Origin of the sequence: Pseudanabaena sp. FACHB-2040, assembly GCF_014696715.1 — a bacterium.
Classification (GTDB): domain Bacteria; phylum Cyanobacteriota; class Cyanobacteriia; order Phormidesmidales; family Phormidesmidaceae; genus JACVSF01.
The window spans coordinates 153215-173493 of the sequence record NZ_JACJQO010000001.1 but is presented as its reverse complement, the minus strand read 5'-3'; the positions used below and the strand labels follow the sequence as shown (position 1 = coordinate 173493).

The 20279-nt window shown below is 50.5% G+C and carries 17 protein-coding genes and 1 tRNA gene; 13 read left to right on the top strand and 5 right to left on the bottom strand.

Going from position 1 to position 20279, the window contains the following annotated elements:
- The first annotated feature begins 204 nt into the window (after nucleotides 1-204).
- The 6 genes from H6G13_RS00790 (at nucleotide 205) to H6G13_RS00765 (ending at nucleotide 9872) form a co-directional block, all read left to right on the top strand.
- Nucleotides 205-510, top strand: coding sequence for a hypothetical protein (locus tag H6G13_RS00790; protein WP_190481165.1), 306 nt, complete (start codon nucleotides 205-207; stop codon nucleotides 508-510).
- Nucleotides 511-956: 446 nt separating this feature from the next.
- Nucleotides 957-3728: a response regulator gene (locus H6G13_RS00785; protein WP_190481163.1), complete on the top strand. Its 2772-nt coding sequence runs from the start codon at nucleotides 957-959 to the stop codon at nucleotides 3726-3728.
- Nucleotides 3729-3753: 25 nt separating this feature from the next.
- Complete coding sequence (locus H6G13_RS00780) at nucleotides 3754-7581, top strand: PAS domain S-box protein (protein WP_190481161.1); 3828 nt, start codon at nucleotides 3754-3756, stop codon at nucleotides 7579-7581.
- Between the two features lie 30 nt (nucleotides 7582-7611).
- Nucleotides 7612-7992 (top strand): response regulator, encoded by a 381-nt coding sequence (locus H6G13_RS00775; protein WP_190481158.1) that lies wholly within the window; start codon nucleotides 7612-7614, stop codon nucleotides 7990-7992.
- Between the two features lie 441 nt (nucleotides 7993-8433).
- Nucleotides 8434-9324 (top strand): DUF4388 domain-containing protein, encoded by an 891-nt coding sequence (locus H6G13_RS00770; protein WP_199305652.1) that lies wholly within the window; start codon nucleotides 8434-8436, stop codon nucleotides 9322-9324.
- Nucleotides 9324-9872, top strand: a complete 549-nt coding sequence (locus H6G13_RS00765) for an ATP/GTP-binding protein (protein WP_190481156.1) — start codon at nucleotides 9324-9326, stop codon at nucleotides 9870-9872. Before H6G13_RS00770 ends, H6G13_RS00765 begins: the two co-directional genes overlap by 1 nt.
- Nucleotides 9873-10297: 425 nt before the next feature.
- On the opposite strand, the gene H6G13_RS00760 is transcribed toward H6G13_RS00765, so the two are convergent.
- Nucleotides 10298-10370, bottom strand: a tRNA-Ala gene (locus H6G13_RS00760).
- Between the two features lie 353 nt (nucleotides 10371-10723).
- On the opposite strand from H6G13_RS00760, the gene H6G13_RS00755 reads away from it, so the two are divergent.
- The 4 genes from H6G13_RS00755 to H6G13_RS00740 all read left to right on the top strand — a co-directional run bounded on the left by H6G13_RS00755 (nucleotide 10724) and on the right by H6G13_RS00740 (nucleotide 14096).
- Nucleotides 10724-11620 (top strand): MetQ/NlpA family ABC transporter substrate-binding protein, encoded by an 897-nt coding sequence (locus H6G13_RS00755; protein WP_190481154.1) that lies wholly within the window; start codon nucleotides 10724-10726, stop codon nucleotides 11618-11620.
- 8 nt (nucleotides 11621-11628) lie between these two features.
- Nucleotides 11629-12636, top strand: coding sequence for an ATP-binding cassette domain-containing protein (locus H6G13_RS00750; RefSeq protein ID WP_190481152.1), 1008 nt, complete (start codon nucleotides 11629-11631; stop codon nucleotides 12634-12636).
- Entirely contained in the window at nucleotides 12593-13246 is a 654-nt protein-coding gene (locus H6G13_RS00745) for a methionine ABC transporter permease (protein ID WP_190481150.1), read from the top strand. Before H6G13_RS00750 ends, H6G13_RS00745 begins: the two co-directional genes overlap by 44 nt.
- Nucleotides 13247-13481: 235 nt before the next feature.
- A complete protein-coding gene (locus H6G13_RS00740; protein ID WP_190481148.1) occupies nucleotides 13482-14096 on the top strand; it encodes a solute carrier family 23 protein in 615 nt (204 codons plus the stop codon).
- A 78-nt stretch (nucleotides 14097-14174) separates the two neighbouring features.
- Here the strand turns inward: H6G13_RS00740 and H6G13_RS00735 are convergent, their stop codons facing one another.
- A complete protein-coding gene (locus H6G13_RS00735) occupies nucleotides 14175-14465 on the bottom strand; it encodes a hypothetical protein (protein WP_190481146.1) in 291 nt (96 codons plus the stop codon).
- Nucleotides 14466-15276: 811 nt separating this feature from the next.
- Between H6G13_RS00735 and H6G13_RS00730 the strand changes: the two genes are divergently transcribed.
- Complete coding sequence (locus H6G13_RS00730; protein WP_190481144.1) at nucleotides 15277-15762, top strand: hypothetical protein; 486 nt, start codon at nucleotides 15277-15279, stop codon at nucleotides 15760-15762.
- A 111-nt stretch (nucleotides 15763-15873) separates the two neighbouring features.
- On the opposite strand, the gene H6G13_RS00725 is transcribed toward H6G13_RS00730, so the two are convergent.
- Both H6G13_RS00725 and H6G13_RS00720 read right to left on the bottom strand, forming a co-directional pair.
- Nucleotides 15874-17091 (bottom strand): ferrochelatase, encoded by a 1218-nt coding sequence (locus H6G13_RS00725; protein WP_190481142.1) that lies wholly within the window; start codon nucleotides 17089-17091, stop codon nucleotides 15874-15876.
- A gap of 160 nt (nucleotides 17092-17251) precedes the next feature.
- A complete protein-coding gene (locus H6G13_RS00720) occupies nucleotides 17252-17473 on the bottom strand; it encodes a hypothetical protein (protein WP_190481140.1) in 222 nt (73 codons plus the stop codon).
- A gap of 318 nt (nucleotides 17474-17791) precedes the next feature.
- Here H6G13_RS00720 and rsgA point away from each other — a divergent pair, with 318 nt between their 5' ends.
- Entirely contained in the window at nucleotides 17792-18859 is a 1068-nt protein-coding gene (gene rsgA, locus H6G13_RS00715) for a ribosome small subunit-dependent GTPase A (protein WP_190481138.1), read from the top strand.
- On the opposite strand, the gene H6G13_RS00710 is transcribed toward rsgA, so the two are convergent.
- Complete coding sequence (locus H6G13_RS00710) at nucleotides 18856-19371, bottom strand: hypothetical protein (RefSeq protein WP_190481136.1); 516 nt, start codon at nucleotides 19369-19371, stop codon at nucleotides 18856-18858. The two genes, rsgA and H6G13_RS00710, sit on opposite strands and share 4 nt — an antisense overlap.
- Nucleotides 19372-19477: 106 nt before the next feature.
- On the opposite strand from H6G13_RS00710, the gene H6G13_RS00705 reads away from it, so the two are divergent.
- A complete protein-coding gene (locus H6G13_RS00705; protein WP_190481134.1) occupies nucleotides 19478-20227 on the top strand; it encodes an SDR family NAD(P)-dependent oxidoreductase in 750 nt (249 codons plus the stop codon).
- Nucleotides 20228-20279: the final 52 nt, after the last annotated feature.

Sequence of the window (20279 nt, the reverse complement as noted above, 5' to 3'; positions counted from 1 at the left end):
TTTGCTGCTGGTTTGGAGCAAGAGCAACAGAAGGCCAAGCAACGCATGATCCGCAAAAAGCTTGTCTCTTCATGCGTTTGGCACGAGAAAGCAGGCTTTCAACCGTATTAGAGGAATTTCTCCACGGGTTCTCCACCTTTTGGCCTTACCTTCAAATTACGCCAGGTTGAGTCCAGCCCCACTTTGTTCCCTTGGAGATCTCATATGGAACCCTTAGTCATCAATGAAAAGTTGGTTTCGCTATTCAAGTTCTGGTTTGATGGACAAATTTATGATGGCATGGGCTGCCGGAATGAGATCTTTAGCTGTTTACGGGTTGCTGATCACCGGAAGCGGCAGCAGATCTATGACCTAGGCTGGGCTTTGGCTGAAGAAGGTGTTCAAGTCGTCATTACTGTTTCTGACTCTAAATACACTCTTTGGAGCAACCTGCGCTATCTTGAGCAGTCTACAAAATTGCTTGAGCAACCAACCGCTCCAACTCATCCTTCTGTATGTGTGGCTTGTTAATGAGCTTTCACCTTACCTGTATAACTTTGCAGTACATTCGGGGCTATCTTCATCCCGTTTCGTCGGCACTCAGCACTTGTGACGATATGCATTCACGTTGAGCCCGCTGCGTTGACTCAAGCGGATTAGGTGAATTAGCAGCCTATTTTCTAGCTATAAGGCTAAGGGCTAGAACTGAAAGTTAGGCTCTGATGGAATTTACGGCAGTGATTAGGGAATCTTTAAGGAGCAGATTTGTTTCTAGGACTGCAAACTTCGGCTCCAACCGATATCCCGCTGACTAACGAGTTCTTTTAAGTAAGTGTTAACGCTTAGAACCTTTTTCTAAGCGCATTACCTTCGATTTGACCTTTCCATGAGGCCGCCACTGCACACTCCTAGCCAGTTCGGTTCAGGTTCTTGAGCAAAAACTTCAATTGTCAAGTTTCGAGAAGCAGCGATCAGCAATGAGAATTTTACTGGTGGAGGACGATGAACACGTTGCTGAACTGCTCAAGACGGTTCTGACAGAACATCGCTATGTTGTAGATACAGCAGCAGACGGCCAGGCTGGTTGGGAGCTAGTTGAAGAGATTTCCTACGACCTGGTTTTGCTAGATGTCATGCTACCAAAGCTAGATGGCGTAAGCTTTTGCCGTCAGTTGCGGGCCAAAGGCAATCCGGTCCCCATACTGCTACTGACTGCTCGCAGCACCAATACTGATAAGGTAATGGGTTTGGATGCGGGTGCAGACGACTACCTAATCAAGCCCGTTGAACCGACAGAGTTAACCGCACGAATTCGAGCTTTGTTGCGCCGAGGACAGGTTACTTCTACCTTAGTGCTGACTTGGGGGAATCTAAAACTTGACCCAAGCAATTGTGGGGTGACCTATGGCGACGTTCCGCTGCGCTTGACTCCTAAAGAATATGCTTTGCTAGAGCTGTTTCTGCGCAACAGTAATCGAGTGTATAGCCGCAGCGCCATTTTAGATCAGCTGTGGTCTTTTGATGAGTTTCCAGAAGAGGACACTATTAAGTCTCACATTAAGGGGTTGCGGCAAAAGCTAAAGACCGTGGGCGCGCCTGATTTAATTGAAACAGTATACGGTCTAGGCTATCGCCTGAATCAGACTTACTTGAAAGATGAGATCAAACCTCAGGCATCTAGTACGTTGCTGGCAAATGTTAGCCAGATGCAGCAGACAAGAGAAACTGTCGCCAAAATTTGGCAGCGAGCTCAAGGAAAGATCCTAGATCGGGTAGAGCTTTTGGATCAGGCGATTGCCATCCTACAAACAAATCCTCTGGAAAAAGACACACGGCAGGAAGCCCGACAGGAAGCTCACAAGCTAGTAGGTTCTCTAGGCACATTTGGCATTGCTGAAGGATCTCAGCTAGCTCGAAAAATTGAATCCCTCTGCCAGCCTGAAGTTCAGCTCAAACAACCACAACTAAAGTCCTTGCAAAGACTGATAAAAGCTCTACGGCAGTTGGTGGAAGGAGCGACTCAGCAACCGCTGGAACAGCCTGACTCCTCTAATGCAGAGCTAGAAGCAAAGCATCAAGGAGAGAAAAAAGCCGGTCGCCAGCCCTCAGTATTAATAGTCGGTGCTAGCCGGGAGTGGGCTGATTTGTTGCAGCCAGACGTCGCAGCGGGTGAAATACGGATCTCTACTGCTGCTGACGTAGCTGCAGCCAGAGTCGCAATCCGATGCGATCGCCCTGATATTGTTCTGCTCGACTTGCCCTTAGCCAATGTCTCTGAGAGCGAACAATCTCTGCTTAACGAACTTGCTAGTTATACACCGCCTCTCCCTGTCTTGGTCTGCTCAGAACAGGACCAATTTAGCGATCGCATTAGCATTTCTCGGTTGAGGGGAAGAGGCTTTCTGCAAAAACCAGCCACCGCAACTCAGGTTCTAGACGCAATTGACCATATTCTCCAGCAGACTGAAGCTAGTAAGGGCAGGGTTTTGATCGTAGATGACGATCCCTCAATTTTGGAAATGCTGCGAGTCACTTTGGAACCTTGGGGCTTTGAGGTGATTACCCTGGATCATCCTTTGCAGTTATGGGACTGCTTAGAGACTGTACCTCCCGATTTATTGGTATTAGATATCGAGATGCCAGAGGTTAGCGGAATTGAGCTTTGTCAGACCCTTCGCAATGATTCTCGTTGGGGGTGGCTTCCGATTTTATTTCTCACCAGCAAGACAGACCCCGACACCGTTCATCAGGTCTTTGCTGCCGGAGCTGACGACTATATCAGCAAACCCATTGTGGCTACAGAGTTAGTCACGCGCATTCTCAATCGGTTAGAGCGAACCCGGATGCTTCGCCGCCTTAGCAAAACAGATCCCTTAACCGGCATTACCAATCGGCAGCAGTCAACTGAAGACCTCAATCGACTTTTGCTGCTAGCAAAGCGATCGCAACAACCCGTCTGCTTAGCAATGCTGAAGCCAGATGACCTAAAGCAGATCAATCACCAGTACGGACAGGTGATTGGCGATCAGGTGCTGTACCAGATCGGGCAGCTCCTGCGACAAAAGTTTCGGAGTGAGGATGTAGTCGCTCGCTGGAGCGGGGTAGAGTTTGCGATCGGGCTCTATGGTATGACCCGCAGCGAAGGAGTGGAAGGGTTAGCAGACGTTTTAGAAACCCTACGCTTGAAGGAGTTTACTGCCTCGAGCGGCAAGCGATTTCAGGTAACTTTCAGTGCTGGAGTTACTCAATACCCGGAGGATGGAACAGGGTTAAACTTGCTCTATCAGGCAGCAATGGCGGCATTAGCTGATGCTAAAAAGGCAGGAGGCGATCGGGTTTTACCCTTCGGCTGGCAACCAATTCAGCCCCAGTCCCTATTAAATATTGATGTTGTGTTGGTGCATCCTGATTCCACGTTTGCCAAGGCAACTCTACGGGCACTAGAAACACGCGGCTATCATTGCCATTGGCTGCAAGATGGCAAGACGATGATCGAGACATTAGGAGGAGCAGCCCCTTCCCTTTCTAGTCATGTCATCTTATTAGGGGCGTTTCCTGGCTTGAATAGGTTAGAACTCGTTAAACGTTTGAAACGAAATAAAGTGACGCGCAGCTCACGGGTAATCCTACTAGAGGTTCAATCCAATGAAGCAGAAAAAGCTCTAGAGATAGGAGCCTTTGACTATACTGTCGCTCCATTCAGCTTCTCCGTATTAATGCAACAGCTTCGCCGCGCCTCAAAACTTTAACGGCTCCAGCATTCCTAAAGACTTTATGTTCAGTGCCCCCTTCCCCGATAACGAATCATCCAGGCTGGCAGCCCTTCTTCAATGTAATATCTTAAATACTGCTCCTGAAGAAGCGTTCGATGATATTACTCGTCTAGCCGCTCATATCTGCCAAACGCCAATCGCTCTGGTTAGCTTGATCGATGCAGAGCGTCAGTGGTTTAAATCCAGAATTGGGTTAGAGGCTACAGAAACTCCTCGTAATCTAGCCTTCTGTGCTCATGCCATTCTGCAACGCGACGTTCTTATCATTCCTGATGCGCTCGCCGATGAACGATTCGTTAATAACGCTTTGGTAACGGGTTCTCCCCATATTCGGTTTTATGCCGGTGCTCCCCTCATTACCCCTGAAGGCTTCATTTTAGGTTCGCTTTGCGTAATTGATCAGGTACCACGCGAACTGAGCAAAGAGCAAATAGAGGCACTTCAAACTCTAAGCCGTCAGGTGACCAAACAGATCCAGTTAAGGCAAAACTTGGCGGATCTAGAGCGTACTGTTATTCGCCGTAAACAACGGCAAACAAAATCTGGTCTCTTTCTAAAAAGGATCGGACTCGGTTTTGGAGCCGCCTCTGCAGTATTAGCCATTATTGGCACAGCCTCTTACCGCAGTATTACTGAGCTAGCACGGACGGCAAATTCAACCATTGCAGAACAAGCAGTCGTTGAGAGACTGGATCATGTGCATCTTCGGTTGAAAGACATCGAGATGAGTCAACACCGCTATGTTCTTTCTGGAAACCAGAAACACCTAGAGTTGCATAATTCAACTGTCGAGATAGTTCAGAAGGAAATCAAAGAGATTCAGCAGGCTGTTGGAGCTAATCGCAGCTATCAAGACAGAATTGACTACATCAATGCAATCTTAGCCAATGAAATCGCTGAAACCCAGACGTTGATCGTGGTTCGGCAAGAGGAGGGTTTAGAAGCTGCTCAAATACTTCTGTCAAACCAGATTCAAGAGCCGCTCAGCGGAAGTCATGAAGAGATGGACCTTCTAACAAAGGAAAATTCAGCTCTTATACAAGCTCAACTGCGGCATGTGCAGACGAATGTTCGAAGCACACTTTCTCACTCGATAGGCGGCGTTCTTATTGTTTTTACGCTTTTCTTCCTGATCTTTTACTGGATTTATCTAGAAATTATTAAACGCCATCAAGTTGAGATAACTTTGGAGCAGGAGCGCGACTTTATCTCCGCTGTCCTTGACACCATTGATGCTCTAGTCATTGTTCTTGACTGCCAAGGAAGAATTGTTCGCTTTAATCGCAACTGTCAGCAAACAACAGGCTATTCATTTGATGAGGTTAGGCATAAACCTTTCTGGAGTGTATTTCTGCTCCCTCAAGAAATAGAGCCAGTAAGAGAGGTCTTCGCTAATTTAAAGGCAGGGCAATTTCCTAATACTCATGAAAACTATTGGACTACTAAAGAAGGCAAAAGCCGGCTCATTGTCTGGTCAAATACGGCTTTACTAGATAGTGAAGGTTCAGTAGAGTACGTCATCGGCACTGGAATTGATGTTACGGACGAAAGGCAAGTAAAAGATGCACTCCATAAGAGTGAAATAACTAACCGCGCCCTTCTAGAAGCTATTCCAGATTTAATGATTCGTATGCGGAGGGATGGCACTTATCTAGACTTTATTCCCCCCAAAGACTTTCACGCCATCATACCTTATGAGAATATGCGCGGCAGGAATTTGTTTGAGGTAATGCCACTGGAGACTGCTCAACAAAGAATCTATTATGCAGAGCAAGCACTTCAAACAGGTAAAACTCAAATCTATGAGTTTCAGCTTCAAGTTGACGACGAAATTAGCACTGAGGAGGCCCGGATTGTCGTCAGTGGTGAAGATGAGGTCTTGGTCATCATACGCGACATTAGCGATCGCAAACAGGCCGAGGAAGCGCTTGCTCGATTAGCGGCCATTGTGGAGTCTTCCGATGATGCCATCATTGGCACCGCCTTAGACAGCAAAATTTTGAGCTGGAATTCAGGAGCTGAGAGAACCTATGGATATTCTGCTCAAGAGGCAATTGGTCAACCAGTCATGTCTCTCCTAATCCCCTCCCTAAACACAGATTCGCTATTGCAGACGTCTCAGGATCTCTCGCAAATTTATTTTAACCATTCCGAGGTTCAACACCAGCGCAAGGACGGCACATTAATCGATGTGTTTTTCACGATGTCTCCTGTAAAAGACGTGGCTGGAAGAATTGTAGGAACTTCAATCATTGCCCGCGATGTTAGCGATCGCCGGGCAATTGAACGAATGAAGAATGAATTTGTCTCTATTGTCAGCCATGAGCTTCGGACTCCTTTAACTTCATTGCGCGGATCCCTTGGCCTGCTGCTCACGGGAAAGATGGGAACACTCTCTGAAAAGGGGCATCGAATGCTTGAAATCGCGGTTAATAACACCGATCGCTTAGTGCGACTTATTAATGATATTCTCGACTTAGAAGCTTTAGAATCTGGCAAAATCGTTTTTTCTAGGCAACCTTGTAACATTGCAGATTTAATGCATCAAGCTGTGGAGACAATGCAAACGATGGCTGATAAAGCGGCCATTACACTATCTGTCTCTAGCCTATCTACTCAATGCCATGTTGATCCCGATCGCCTAATCCAGGTTCTAACAAACTTGCTCAGCAACGCTATCAAGTTCTCGCCTCCTGGTACAACAGTATTGCTGAGTGCAGAAATTACCAACCCTTCAAAAGCAAAAGACAATACTCAAGAGCGATATAGCTCCAGTCGCGAGCCGGCATTCCCATCTTCTCCGGCTTTCGGTCACCCTACTCTTTTGGTTACGATTCAAGACCAAGGTCGAGGCATTCCAGCAGATAAGCTAGAGTCCATTTTTGAGCGATTTCAACAAGTTGATGCATCCGATACTCGGCAGAAAGGAGGAACAGGTCTGGGCTTAGCGATCTGCCGCGTCATTATGGAGCAACACGATGGCAAGATTTGGGTAGAAAGCACGCCAGGTGAGGGCAGCACCTTTTATTTAAGCCTACCTGTCCTGGTCAACAAAGAACCAGAGTTTCCCCTCGTTTCCGGTAACGATCGCCTGATATTGCTCTACCAAGCTGTTTCAGTTAGATCTCCCGCACTGCAAGCTTTGTTAGAAGAGCACGGATATCAAGTGCTAACGGTTACTTCAAGCGAGGAAGTAATCGGCCAGGCCTCAGCCATGCGACCTCTAGCGGTTCTGATTGACTTAGACGCCTCTACAACAAATAGCTGGAGCAGCCTAGCAACCTTAAAGGACAACTTAAATACCCAAGACATTCTTTTGTTAGGCTTCAGTAATCTATCTTCTGAAAGTCAAGCTAAGCTGCAAGACACTGCAGCTTGGTTTTGCCAATTCGTTGATCAAGCCTCCCTATTCCAAGCATTAGAGCAAGCTGCAAAACGACGGAGGCAAGATGGCCGAGTCTTGATTGTAGAAGATGATTTGGATTTAGCTAGTGTCCTCACTGCAATGTTCAACCACCACGGCATTCAGACTGCCCATGCTAAAACCGAGCCTGCAGCGATTGAGCTTTGTCAACAACTCATTCCTGATCTATTAGTACTCGATCTTGCCTTATCTAAAGGAGATGGCTTCGCGGTAGTCGATTGGCTTCGTCAACAGGAGCATTTGTTTCAAGTACCTGTAGTTGTTTACACTGCTAGGGAACTCGACAACACCGAGCGGGCTCGTCTACAGTCGCGACAAACTGAGTTTATTACCAAAAGTCGAATTTCTCCAGAAGCACTGGCGGATCACATCATTGCTCTACTAAACCAAGTATCAGAACATTAGCTCATTGATACCCGAATTGAGGTGCAAGCCGTGACAGCCAAACGTATCTTACTCATTGATGATGAAGATGACATTCGAGAAGTCGCCCAAGCCAGCCTAGAAATGATGGGAGGTTGGGAGGTTTTGACCGCAAGTTCTAGCAGTGAGGGATTATCCAAAGCTGAGTCTGAACAACCTGATGCGATTTTGCTAGATGTGATGCTACCAGATATGGACGGGCCAACTACCTTTCAGAAACTTCAGGAAAATCCACGCACTAGCCAGATCCCCGTTATTCTGTTAACGGCTAAAGCTCAAGCTGCTGACAAACGCCAGTTTGCTGCTTTAGGTGTGATGGCCGTGCTAACTAAACCTTTTGATCCGGTAGAGTTAGCTAGCCAGGTAGCAGCGACGCTTGGTTGGAGTCTGTAACAACCCGAATATTCACAACGAATACTTAGCTGAAGCTGTAAATCTCGTTAGACAAAACCTCTAGGCATTGCCCAGAGGTTTTGTTAGTACTGGCTGCTTGATCAACAGAATTTGCAGATGCGCCCAGGGCGGGGAACGCCAAGCGCATCTAGACTCTGTGCTGTACTAGCAACTGAAACGCTGGGACAGCACCGCATCAAGTGCTAAAAACGGTCTCGGGTCACCTAATCGATTTGTGAGTGCTCTGTGCAATGACTACAGCTTCTCAATCTGATTGCAGTCGTGGGGAACACCATTGAGGGCTTGAATCAAAACTCCTTCCTTTCTCCCCAAGTTCTCCACCTTTAAACTCTAAGTTAAGAATCTAGAGAAGCAAATCGCTGAGGGCAAAGCGCCACTAACGGGATACAGCCTCTCTACCCCCTCCACAACTTGGCCCTGATGATGACTTTATCTAGTTCCCTCGAAGGCTTTTCCCTGGCTGAACTCTTCAGAATGGTTGATCAAGGACGTAAAACTGGTCGCCTCACCCTTTATATTTCAGCTAATTCTCAAGAATCCAAGAAAAACCCTTATTATGTTTGGTTCCGTCAAGGGCGGGTAGTTGCTGCTTCAGAACGGCTTGATGGACAAGGTTTAGCCTCCAAGATTACAGAAAAAGGCTGGTTAAGTCATCGTGTAATGGAGAGACTTGAAGGCCTTTGCAGGCCTGAAACCCCCTTAGGATTGGCTCTTAAAATGCAAGGGGCTCTTCAGTCTGAGCAATTAAACTTACTGTTTATGGCTCAAATGCAAAAAATTTGGACGCTTTTTGAATTTGGCATTGGTCAGTTTGATTTGGATGGCAAAGCGCCTCTGCCTACTACAGAAATGACTGGATTAAGCACGCCTGCAATAGAAGTTGCACTGGTGGGATTGAGAACTTTGAAGCACTGGCAAGCTTTGGCAGATGCTCTCCCAGATGCTGAATCAGCTATTCAAAGCATCATGCCAGGCAAACCTCAAGCTCGTCTGAATGCTCTTGAATGGCAGGTATGGGAATTTGCTAGGGGCACAGTTTCCCTACGAGATACTGCCAAGCAGCTTAACCAACCAATTGCCATAATTCAACAAGCTGCTTTCCGCCTGATGTTGATTGGATTAGTGGAAGAAGTTCCTTTGGTGACTTCCACATTTCCTTTACTTACTGCAAACAGTGAACTAAACGTTCTCGGTAACGCTACTAAGCTTTCTCACCCTGTTCATGAAGAAAGAATAGAAGAAGTAGAGAAACCAACGGTAAGTACTTCACTGCTTCAAAATTTAGTTGGCTTTCTACGGAGTAGGGTTTGATGGAAATTTTACGGGTTGTGGTTACAGGCACAGTCGGGGCAGGTAAGACAAGCTTTATTCGCACTATCAGCGAAATTGAAGTAGTAGATACTGACCGACGAGCCACTGATGAAATTGCTTTGCTCAAACGAGACACTACAGTTGCTTTTGATTTTGGTCGTCTTACTATTGGGCCTGAGCAGGCAATGCATCTATACGGCACGCCTGGACAATCTCGATTTGATTTCATGTGGGACATACTCATCCGAAAAGCTCACGCTTACGTTCTTCTAGTCAATGCCCATCGGCCTCAAGATCTTCGTAACGGCCGTCGTATTCTCAGCTTCATGAGCCAACGAGCTCAAATTCCCATGATTATTGGTCTTTCTCACATGGATTTCCCTAATGCCTGGGCACCTGACAATATCGCACTGGCTTTAGGTTTATTAGATGAGAAAAAGCGACCTCCTCTAGTTTGCTTAGATGCTACCAATCAAGAATCTGTCTCTCATGCTTTAATTGCCCTCATTCAGGAAATGTTGACAACGCCTGTTCTGCAACAGCACTAACAAAACTGTGTCTTTGCAATTCGCTTCAGAAATAGATACCTCGGTTGTGTGTTCTCCGGATCCTTGGCTAAATCCAGGTCGTTCAACTTCAATTCGCTACTCATCGAAGTTCCTGCAGTTATCCCAATATCCACCCGTCTCGTAAAAAGTTTCTTTAATCAACCTTCTGCTCGAACTACACGCCTTCTCGGCGGGCGCATTGGTCATGACTCGCTAGAGGTGCAATCGACTGCATTTTTGTCGAGGGAGAAAAGGGCTTTGGAGTCTTAGTCGGCTGTGGCGTCGATGCGGTTCTTCTAGTTGCGAATAGCATCCAACGTTCTCCAAAAAATTATTGCAGCATTGATCTTCGAAAAACGATGCTATCTTGCGAAAAACGACATCAATTGGCGAAATGCGACATTTAATGTGCGAATGTACAGGAATGGAGAATAGGAGATTCGAACTCCTGACCTCTGCGGTGCGATCGCAGCGCTCTACCAGCTGAGCTAATTCCCCAGGTTTTTGGGCTGCTATTTATGGCGCAATGCGAGATTATTCTAGCAGATAGGGCCAGGTGTCTAAAGACTGAGAATCTTTCTATTGGCAGATTCCCAGCCTTTAAATCTAGCCTCTATGTTGGATGACAGGCATTTATTCTGCTTCGCGGGGCATTGTCATTGCGACGACTGACTTTCCCCGCTCTAGCTCGTAGACTGCGATATGTCGAACGGGATGTAGAAAATCAGGCAGCAAGCTGGCAGGCCAACAGATTCTGGTTGCTCGTTACGGCTGTATGTCGCCTGCTTGCTGCTGTTAACCGCTGACTATTGCGCCTCAGCCCGTTTGGAGCCCAAAATTTCGAGAGATCTATGAAAATACCCCGGAAAAACCCTCGCAGTCTTCACATTTCGCCCCGATTCAATCGGCGCTTTTTCCTTATTACGGCCGGCTCTTTTACAGCCACAGCTCTATTTGCGGGCTGCGAACCTTCCCAGCCGCAGACTACAACGGAAGGCGCTGGTGCCGATGCTCCGGCCGGAGGCTCTCCGTTGAGGGTGGGGGCCTCTCCAGTGCCCCATGCCGAGATTCTCAGGTACGTGCAGGAGAATCTGGCCGCTGACGCCGGACTGTCTCTTGAGATTGTTGAGTTTACAGACTACGTACAGCCCAACCTTGCCCTGAATGATGGCCAGCTAAATGCCAACTTCTTTCAGCACGTGCCCTATATGGAAGACTTTAGCCAGGAGCGCGGCCTCAACTTGGTAGCCGTTACGGCAGTCCACCTTGAACCGCTAGGGCTTTATTCCAGAAGAATCTCTGCTTTGAGTGAAGTTGCAGATGGCGCTCAGCTTGCTGTTCCTAATGACGCCACTAATTTAGGGAGAGCGCTGATACTGCTGCAGAGTAATCAGCTGCTGCAGCTCACTGCAGATGCAGGGGTTGGGGCAACCCCTGCCGATATTGAGAGCAACCCCAGAAACATTCGGCTGGTAGAGTTAGAAGCGGCTCAGCTGCCACGTGCTCTAGATGATGTTGACCTGGCAGTAATCAACGGCAACTACGCCATTGAAAGTGGATTGAATCCTTCGCAAGATGCGCTGGCCTTAGAAGCAGCCCAAGACAATCCCTACGCTAACGTGCTGGCAGTTGTGCAGGGACAGGAAGACAATCCTCAGATTCAGCAGCTAGCTACCCTGCTGACCTCCCCCCAAGTCAAGCAGTTTATCAATGACCAGTACCAGGGAGCTGTGATCCCAGCATTTTAGGCGGCTTTATGATTACGATTCGGGAGCTACGCAAGGTGTATGGGCCCTTTGTTGCTTTGGAGGGCTTCAGTGAAGACATCCAGGCAGGCGAGATTTTTGGGGTAATCGGCCAGAGTGGGGCCGGTAAGAGTACTTTGATCCGCTGCGTCAATCGTCTGGAAACACCGACTTCTGGCACAGTTGTGGTCGATGGCCAGGAGATTACTGCCCTGTCGGGAGCCGATCTGCGGCGGGCGAGGCAGCGCATGGGCATGATTTTTCAGCACTTTAACCTGCTCAGCTCTCGCACGGCAGCTGGAAATATTGCCTTTCCCCTGGAGGTGATGGGCTATAGCCGCCTGCAGCGCAAGGCGCGGGTTGAGGAGCTGCTGGCGCTGGTGGGGCTGGCAGGAAAAGGAAATCATTACCCAGCCCAGCTCTCAGGTGGGCAGAAGCAGCGGGTAGGCATTGCTCGCGCTCTGGCTGCCCAGCCCAAGGTGCTCTTGTCAGATGAGGCCACCTCGGCCCTTGATCCCCAAACAACTCGTTCGATTCTGGAGCTGTTGAAGGACTTGAACCAGAAAATGGGTCTGACCATCTTGCTGATTACCCACGATATGGGTGTGGTCAAACACATTTGCGATCGCGTTGCCATTTTGGAGCAGGGGCAGGTGGTAGAGCGGGGGCGGGTAGCTGATTTGGCCGCTCAGCCTAGTTCTCGGCTGGCTCAAGACTTTTTTCCTCGTCGTCGGGAGCGGCCGCTGCGCTCTGGCAGCCTGCTCGCCACCGTTTCCTTCAACGGGGCAGCAGCGAATCAGCCCATTATCAGCAGCCTAGTGCGGCAATTTGATGTAGAGGTCAACCTTCTCAACGGCAGTATCGAAACGATTGGCGGTCAATCAGTGGGCCAGCTACAGCTAGAGCTTTCTGGCGCAGAGGTGCAGGCAGCTCTGCAACACCTGTATCAACTCAACATCGAAGTAGAGGTGCATCATGGACCCACAGCTTCTGAGCAGCTTGTGGACAGCAACCCTTGAAACGCTCTATATGGTTAGCGTTTCAGCTGTGCTGGCAGCCCTGTTTGGCCTGCCCCTAGGCCTGTTGCTGGTCATCACTGCGCCCAAAGGATTCTTGCCCAACCCTGCTCTGAATCAGAGCCTAGGGTCTGTGGTTAATGCAGGGCGGTCGGTGCCTTTTATCATTCTGCTGGTGGCCATCATTCCGTTAACGCGCCTGATTGTAGGTACGACCATCGGCAGTACAGCGGCGCTGGTGCCCCTCACGCTGTCAGCCATTCCTTTCTATGCTCGGGTGGCCGAGACTTCTTTGCTAGAGGTGGATCGGGGCCTGGTAGAAGCTGCGGAGTCGATGGGCTGCAGCTACTGGCAGGTGATCGCCAAAGTGCTGATCCCGGAGGCGCTGCCCTCTCTGGTGCTGGGGCTAACAATTATGGTGATCAGCCTGATTGGCTACTCGGCAATGGCGGGAGTAGTTGGCGGTGGGGGTTTGGGAGATTTGGCTATTCGCTACGGCTATCAGCGATTTAACACCCAGGTTATGCTGATTACGGTAGTGCTGCTGATTGTGCTGGTGCAGGTGGTGCAGTGGGTGGGAGATGCGATCGCACGGCAATTGCGGCGGCGCTAGGCCAGATCATCTTCTAAATGTTTTGACATATACAAATTACTTCAAACAAAGCAGATAAAAATCAATTCAAACAACCAGAATGAGCTGAGCTTATTCAAAAAGCTTAAGTAGGTTGCCGTTAACAACCATAGCCTTAGGTTTCTCAAGCAGGCATTTAATAGGTTTTGGTAGCGCTGTTTACTTCTGGCTATCCACTTCTATCTGTCCAGAGCTTTGTAGTGACAAAGGAAGACTCATGACAAATGCGGAAGCCGCCGATATCACAGCCATCTCAATAGTGACTGGCGAACCCATTCAAGGGCCTAAATGTATCAGACGCCTTAAGAGCGGCCTGTTAGGAGATGGCTTTAACTCCTTTATCGCCTCCTGCTGTAGCACGCTGCCGACAGTGACCCTATCGCAAAACAACGGCATTATTCAGCTTACGGGCGTGGGCAGCCGCTACATCGGTTTCTATGTCGGCTGTATTTTGGCAGTCTTGGGGCTGTTTCCTATTATTGGTGCAGTTTCAACAGCGGTTCCGGCCCCTGTCTTTGGAGCGGCTATTATGTTGATGTTCGGTACGGTGGTCGTCGCCGGCTTTGATATTCTGCGCGAGATTAATATGACGAACCGATCTCTGGTAATCGTCGGGGCCTCTTTAGCCACGGGGCTAAGCGTGACCTTCATTCCTGAGGCACTGGTCGGGTTTCCAGAACAGATGCGCAGCGTCTTGGAGTCTGGCATTTCTGTCGGCTCCATTTGCGCTTTGGTGCTCAATCTGGTGCTGCCAAAATCTAGGGAAGACCGAATGGTTCAGGAGCCCATGATTCCAGATCCTGAAACGGCTTCTTTAACAGAAATGAACTGAGGTGACGCAGCCCTGATTCAGCTTGGGAGGCAGTGGCCTCCCTTTTTGATTTTGCTCCGAATTTTAGTGAAAATAGATTTAACGGAATCGTCGCAGCCATTCATCGGGGAAGGTGGCTTCATCGTCTTTGAAAGCCCAGAAAATGCCGGAGCTGCCCGGTACCCTAAGCTGGCAGGCAGGACACTCACAGGTCGCTCCACCTGGCACAATATTTAGGTACTTACTTTCTGCTGCCATTCCTTCTTTGGTAATGGCAAGCCCCTGCAGCCGCTTCATATAAGACTCAAGCGGCCGACAGGCCCGACGAGCAAATGCTTGCCCATTCCGCTCAGAATAAAGGATGTAGTCGGTCAGCCAGGAATTTTCCATAGGGAATTCATACCAACGAAACGCGCATCTATCTAAAGAAGTATAAACTAAAGTAGGCACCCATTTCTCTAGGGAGTTTCAGTGAAACAACAGAGCGACCTCTGGCTTTCGCTGAAGTGAACCCCAAACCTATGCCTACAGGAACTTCTACACAGGAACTTCTACAGCAGAGCTTTCCCTCTACCTCCAGGAAATTAACTCTCCCCATTTCTGACCAGCAGCCCTCACCTGCCCCCAGAGGTTGAGGCACTAGGACTTAGGGCTATCCCCCTTGGGCGAGATCTTCGGGGTCAGGTCTTGCCCTGTGGCAGACGTCGATTTGCCTAATATTTGAAAAAGCAAAGGTAATAGGTAGCGGAAAAATAGACTGTTTTCCGTTATTGCCTGATCTGCTGCGGAGTGTGAGTGAGAAGCCTTGATCAGGCACTTTTACTATTTAAATTTTTAACTTGGCGGAGGAAACCCGAGGAAAGTCTTTAAGTATGCGTCTTTGATGTCAGCTGGTTTATTGCTGCTGAGTGGGCTGCCGGCTGGGCAAGTGAGTGCTCAGAGCCACAGTCTCTCAACCCAGCCTCGTAGCAGCAGGGGAGGGCAGGCATACAAAAGCCCCTAGCAAAATCAGAGCCACAGTCTCTCAACCCAGCCTCGTAGCAGCCCTGCAAACGGCCAGGAAAATGGTCAGGCTGCCGATCAAACTACGCTAGCCGATGCCGAAGCTGAGGATACTTCAGGTCGTAGGCTCTCAACTCAAGGAGAAAGCCCCAACTTCTCTAACCTAGGGATAACTCCTGAAATCTACATTCAGCGCATTATGTCTGTTGAAAGCGGACAGACTGATACGCCTCAGGCTAGACAGGCCCAGGGAGCGAGTGTGTCTGCTCCAGAGGCGGCCCTACCAGGCAAATCTGAATATGATCGTTTGATGCGGTTGGGCTATGCCGAGTCAAGGGTGGGTAACTATGGGGTGGCGCAGCAGTATTTTGAGCAGGCATTGGCGGTCAATCCGGGCGATCGCATGGCCACTATTGCCTCCTGGAATATGGAAAACGCGATTCAAAAAACGGCTCAGGCTGCCCAGGCTACCCAAACTGTTGCCCGGGTCAGTAACGATGCGGCCCCTGCTAATGCGGCCCCTGACTTTGATCGCTACATCAATGCAGGTTATTCAGCTACGGAGATCCGCGACTACGAGACCGCACTGCGATATTTCAATACAGGGCTGCAAATCCGGCCTAACAATCCCTATGCGCTGCAGGCCATACGCAACGTCAATACCTACATTCAGACGGGCCAGTAAAATTAAACGGCAACAGCTCTGAGCAAGGCTTAAGCAGGACCTAAACAGAGAAATGCGGTAGGGACAGGGAAACTGTCTCTACCGCATTTGTGTTACTGGGAGATTAAACCATTAATGAGCGTGATGATGCTCGTGCTCGCTGGGGTGGTGATGCCCATGCCCAGCGTGGTGATCGTGATCGTGAGGGTGATCATGATCGTGGCTGTGGCCTTGATAGCTCTGAGCTTGCAGTGCGGCCATCGCCGGGTTAACAACCTGGGCCTGAGCCGAAAGCAAGTCTGCGATGTGAGTATCAGCCCAGCCTGCTACCATCTTGAGAAATTCGGGATGGTCGTTGACGCAGTCCATCTGCACATAGGTCACTTCGGGGTGCTTGCGCCGCAGGCTGCCGATGATATGCTCGACGTCGAGTAGGGTTTCGTGGTTCTCGGTGGCAAAACCGATAGGCATGAACACCAGAGATGTCGCGCCCAGATCAATCAGATTGCGGGCGGCCAGATGGGTGTTGGGCTGAGTCCAGTCAATCAGGGGTGTGTCGTGATTGAGCCAGCCAACCGAAATCAGCGGATAGCGGTAGATCAGCCTCTCCCGCACCAGTTCATAAAGCTTTTGGCTCTCGTCGATGCCGGAGGTAAAGCCTTTGGCCTTATGGGGGCAGCCGTGGTTCATCAGCACAATGCCCGTTTGAGAGGGCAGGTGGGCAACGGCGAGTTCCTTCTGGATCTTCTCTTCGACTAGGCGAGCCAACAGATCGATGTAGCTAGCTTTGTCGAAGAAGGAGGGAATGTAGCGGGTGCCTTTAAGCCAATGTTCAGTGCCGCCTGCAAGATCGCTCAGGGCTTTGTTGACTTGCTCTACGGCAATGCCGCTGGTGAAGATAGAATCGACCACCAGTAGGGGATAGATCAGCAATTTGTCAAAGCCTTCTTCCTTGATCTGGGCCAGCACCTGCTCAGGCAGAAATGGCTTACAGAAGTTGTAGGCTTTGAAAACTTTAATGCGATCGCCCCAGCGCTCTTTCAGGGCTTGCTCAACGCCAGCCCGCTGTTTTTCGAAGATAGCGTTGTGGGGAGAAATGAAGTGGTCGTGCTGGTGATCCCACTCGTGTAGGTCAAAGGCGGCCAGCAGCTTAGCCAAGGGAGGATACACCCAGGTCGGCACGGGGGCGAACTTGGCTGTGAGCAGGTTTAGCGCCTGCTCGTTGTAGTTAGCAAAGTCTTCGTAGCTTTCAACTTCGCCATAGCCCATCAGCAGAACAGCGACCCTGTCGTTGCCTGCTTGAGCATCAGAGGAGAAGGAGGGTTGTAGCGTTTCGGGAGTCAATACCATGCTTCAGTGTCCAGGCATCGCTATAAGCCTAGCATCCCCCTCCTAGGCATAGGCTTAAGAAAGCAAGGAATTCTCCCCTAGGGTAGAAATGACGAGGCGAGTTTTCCTGTAAATCGCCAGAAAATGTTAAGAAAAGGTGCTTTGCAGCCGCTTTTGGCTGCTACTCAATTTCCTCTTCGGTGCGTTCCCGCAGCGTATCTTGGAGGTGCTCACTGTGCTGCCGCTGGCGAGCCAGCGTTGCTCGAGACTGCTCCTCTAGGTTGGATGAGTCAGCCTGGTGCATTTCAGCCTCAGTGCGAGTGCGCATGGCATTTTGGCGCTGATCTGCCTGGAGACGTTGGTGGGCCAAGCTGTCTCGGGCGTGGTCGTTTTGCCTGTCCATGAAATCCTTAAACCCTCCTAAGCTTTGGGCAAACCCTACAAAAAGTATCCGTAGCTACACATCTCCCTTTTCACGGATATTGCCAAAGGGCTCGCTTTGCGAGTTTGCTAAATCTTGAACCACAGGCTACTTTGGGAGTATTGCCCTCACCGGGCTGCTTGCTATAGGAGGTAAAGATTATGGCTGAGTCTGTATCGCACGGCATTTTCAATACTCTTCTGGCAAGGTCAGCGGCTGATCTGGCTGCTTAAGCATTTCACGCCCAGCTTCAGCCCTTAGAAGCCTTGCCCTTCGTAGGCTTCACTGAGGAAAAAGACGTTGAACTTAACTGAATTGGGTTGGTGCGATCGCACCAACCAGCATTTTGCTACGCTGACCAACGGTTCAGAGTACGTAGCCGCGCGGGTAGCGCTGGAATATCGCAGAACCTACCGGATTTATACCGAGCAGGGTGAGCTCCCAGCCCAGCTCAGCGGACAATTTCGGCACCAGGCAGCAGATCTCTCGGCCTTTCCGGCAGTGGGGGACTGGGTCGCAGTGCAGCTGCACGACGACGGCACCCATGCCACGATTCACCAGGTGCTGCCCCGGCAAAGCCAGTTCGCGCGCAAGGCAGCTGGCGGTAAGACAGAGGCCCAGGTGGTTGCTGCCAATATAGATACCGTTTTTTTGGTGTCGGGATTGGACGGTGATTTTAACCTGCGGCGGATTGAGCGATCGCTGGTGCTGGCTTGGGAAAGTGGAGCTAATCCGGTGATTGTGCTGAACAAGGCCGATGACTGCGAAGACCTAGAGACTCGGTTGGAGGCAGTAGAGGGAATTGCCCTCGGTGTGCCGGTCGTGCCGATCAGTGCTCTAACGGGATCTGGGATAGAGGCGCTAGAGCCTTATCTACAGCCGGGGCAAACGGTAGCTCTAATCGGCTCCTCTGGCGTGGGTAAGTCAACTTTGACCAACTCACTGCTGGGAGACTCTTTGCAGGAGACTCGGGCGGTGAGGGCCAACGACCAGCGGGGGCGACATACTACCACCCACCGCCATCTGCTGCGGCTGCCCTCTGGGGCGCTGCTGATCGACACTCCGGGTATGCGGGAACTGCAGCTCTGGTCCACAGCAGAGGGGCTGGAAACAGCATTTTCTGAGGTGGAAACGCTGGCGCAGCAGTGCCGCTTTCGCGATTGCCAGCATCAGCAAGAGCCGGGGTGTGCAGTGCAGGCTGCGATCGCAACCGGCGATCTCGATCCAGCCCGGTTACACAGCTACCACAAGCTACAGCGAGAGCAGCGCCATCTGGCCGAACGGCAGGACAGCTTAGCCAGCCTCAACACCAAGCGACGCTGGAAAGCCATCCACAAAGCCATGCGCCACGATCCCAAGCGGCGCTAGCAGCCAGTGTCGCCGACTGCTTCAACGGTAGTTTCCTGACCATCGCGGGTGACGGTGATAGTGGCATCGGTTATAGCATTGGCTTCCTCGATACCACTCTCAACGTTGCCGACTGCGACAGTTACTGTAGTGTCTCCGTCCTCACTGACAAAGCGTTGGACGGAGTACTGCCCCCCTGGAATACCCTCGCCCTCAATCTCGGTGCGGGTGAAGCGAACGAGCTCACTATCAAGCCTCATCCGCATACTGCCGCCCGGTTGAGGAGAAACTGCAGGGTCGACATAACCGCTAAAAAGGTAGATCCCATCCGCCCTAAAATCAGTTCCTTCCTCCAGAAGCATCAGCCCGCAGCCCGACAGGTCAATCTCATCAAAGGTGAAGGTGTCAACTTCAGGAGCTGTGGCTGTGACTTCAGGGATTGAGGCTGCTTCAGGGACAGAAACTGTAGCCTGGTTACCGTTGCAGCCTGCTAGGGCAGCCACCGTCAAAACTGCTAAAAACCACTTTTTCATCACTTTTCTTCAGCTAAAAGGGGGGGTGTATCTCAAGCGCATGGGCGAACGGCCCTGCAAGCGCCTAAAATCTTAACCGTTTACGGGTTGAGTACAGGGGGACGATATGACAGATCAAGCGAACCAGGTGGCTATGATCACGGGGGCATCGAGCGGTATTGGTCGAGCAATTGCCCAGCGGCTAGCCCAGTCGGGCTATCGTCTTGCCCTCTGCGCCCGCCGGGAGGAGCGGCTCTTGAGTCTGCAGCAAGAGCTTCAGGCTGACGGTACTGAAGTTCTGATTCAATCCGTCGATCTGCGCCAAGAAGCAGACATTTTGGCCTTCTTTCAGACTGTGCGCGATAGCTGGGGCGGCGTGAATGTACTGATTAACAACGCCGGGCTGGGCCACAAGCAGTCCCTGATGGAGGGCGGCACCGAAGCCTGGCGAGAAATGCTGGAGGTCAACGTGCTAGCCCTCTGTATCTGTACCCGCGAGGCCACCCGCGACATGCGGGACAAGAGCGGCCAAGGCCACATTCTGCACATTAGTTCTATGTCGGGGCACCGGGTACCGGGCGGCAGCGGCCTGTATTCGGCTACGAAATTTGCGGTGCGATCGCTCACCGAAGGACTGCGCCAAGAACTCAGATCCGAAGGGCTAGATATCCGCGTGTCCTCTGTCAGCCCTGGCTTTGTCGAAACCGAATTTGCTGAAAAGTATCACAACAGCCTCGAAAAAGCCCAAGACCTCTATAGCAAATACCCCGTCCTCCAGCCCGAGGATGTGGCCGATGCTGTTGCGTATATCCTGAGCCAGCCTGAGCATGTGCAGGTGCATGATTTGCTGGTGAGGCCGACGCGGCAGGTGAGTTAGGCGGGAGTGGAGAAGACGCGGGGACGCAGAGAGGGGAAATGCGGGGAAGGAA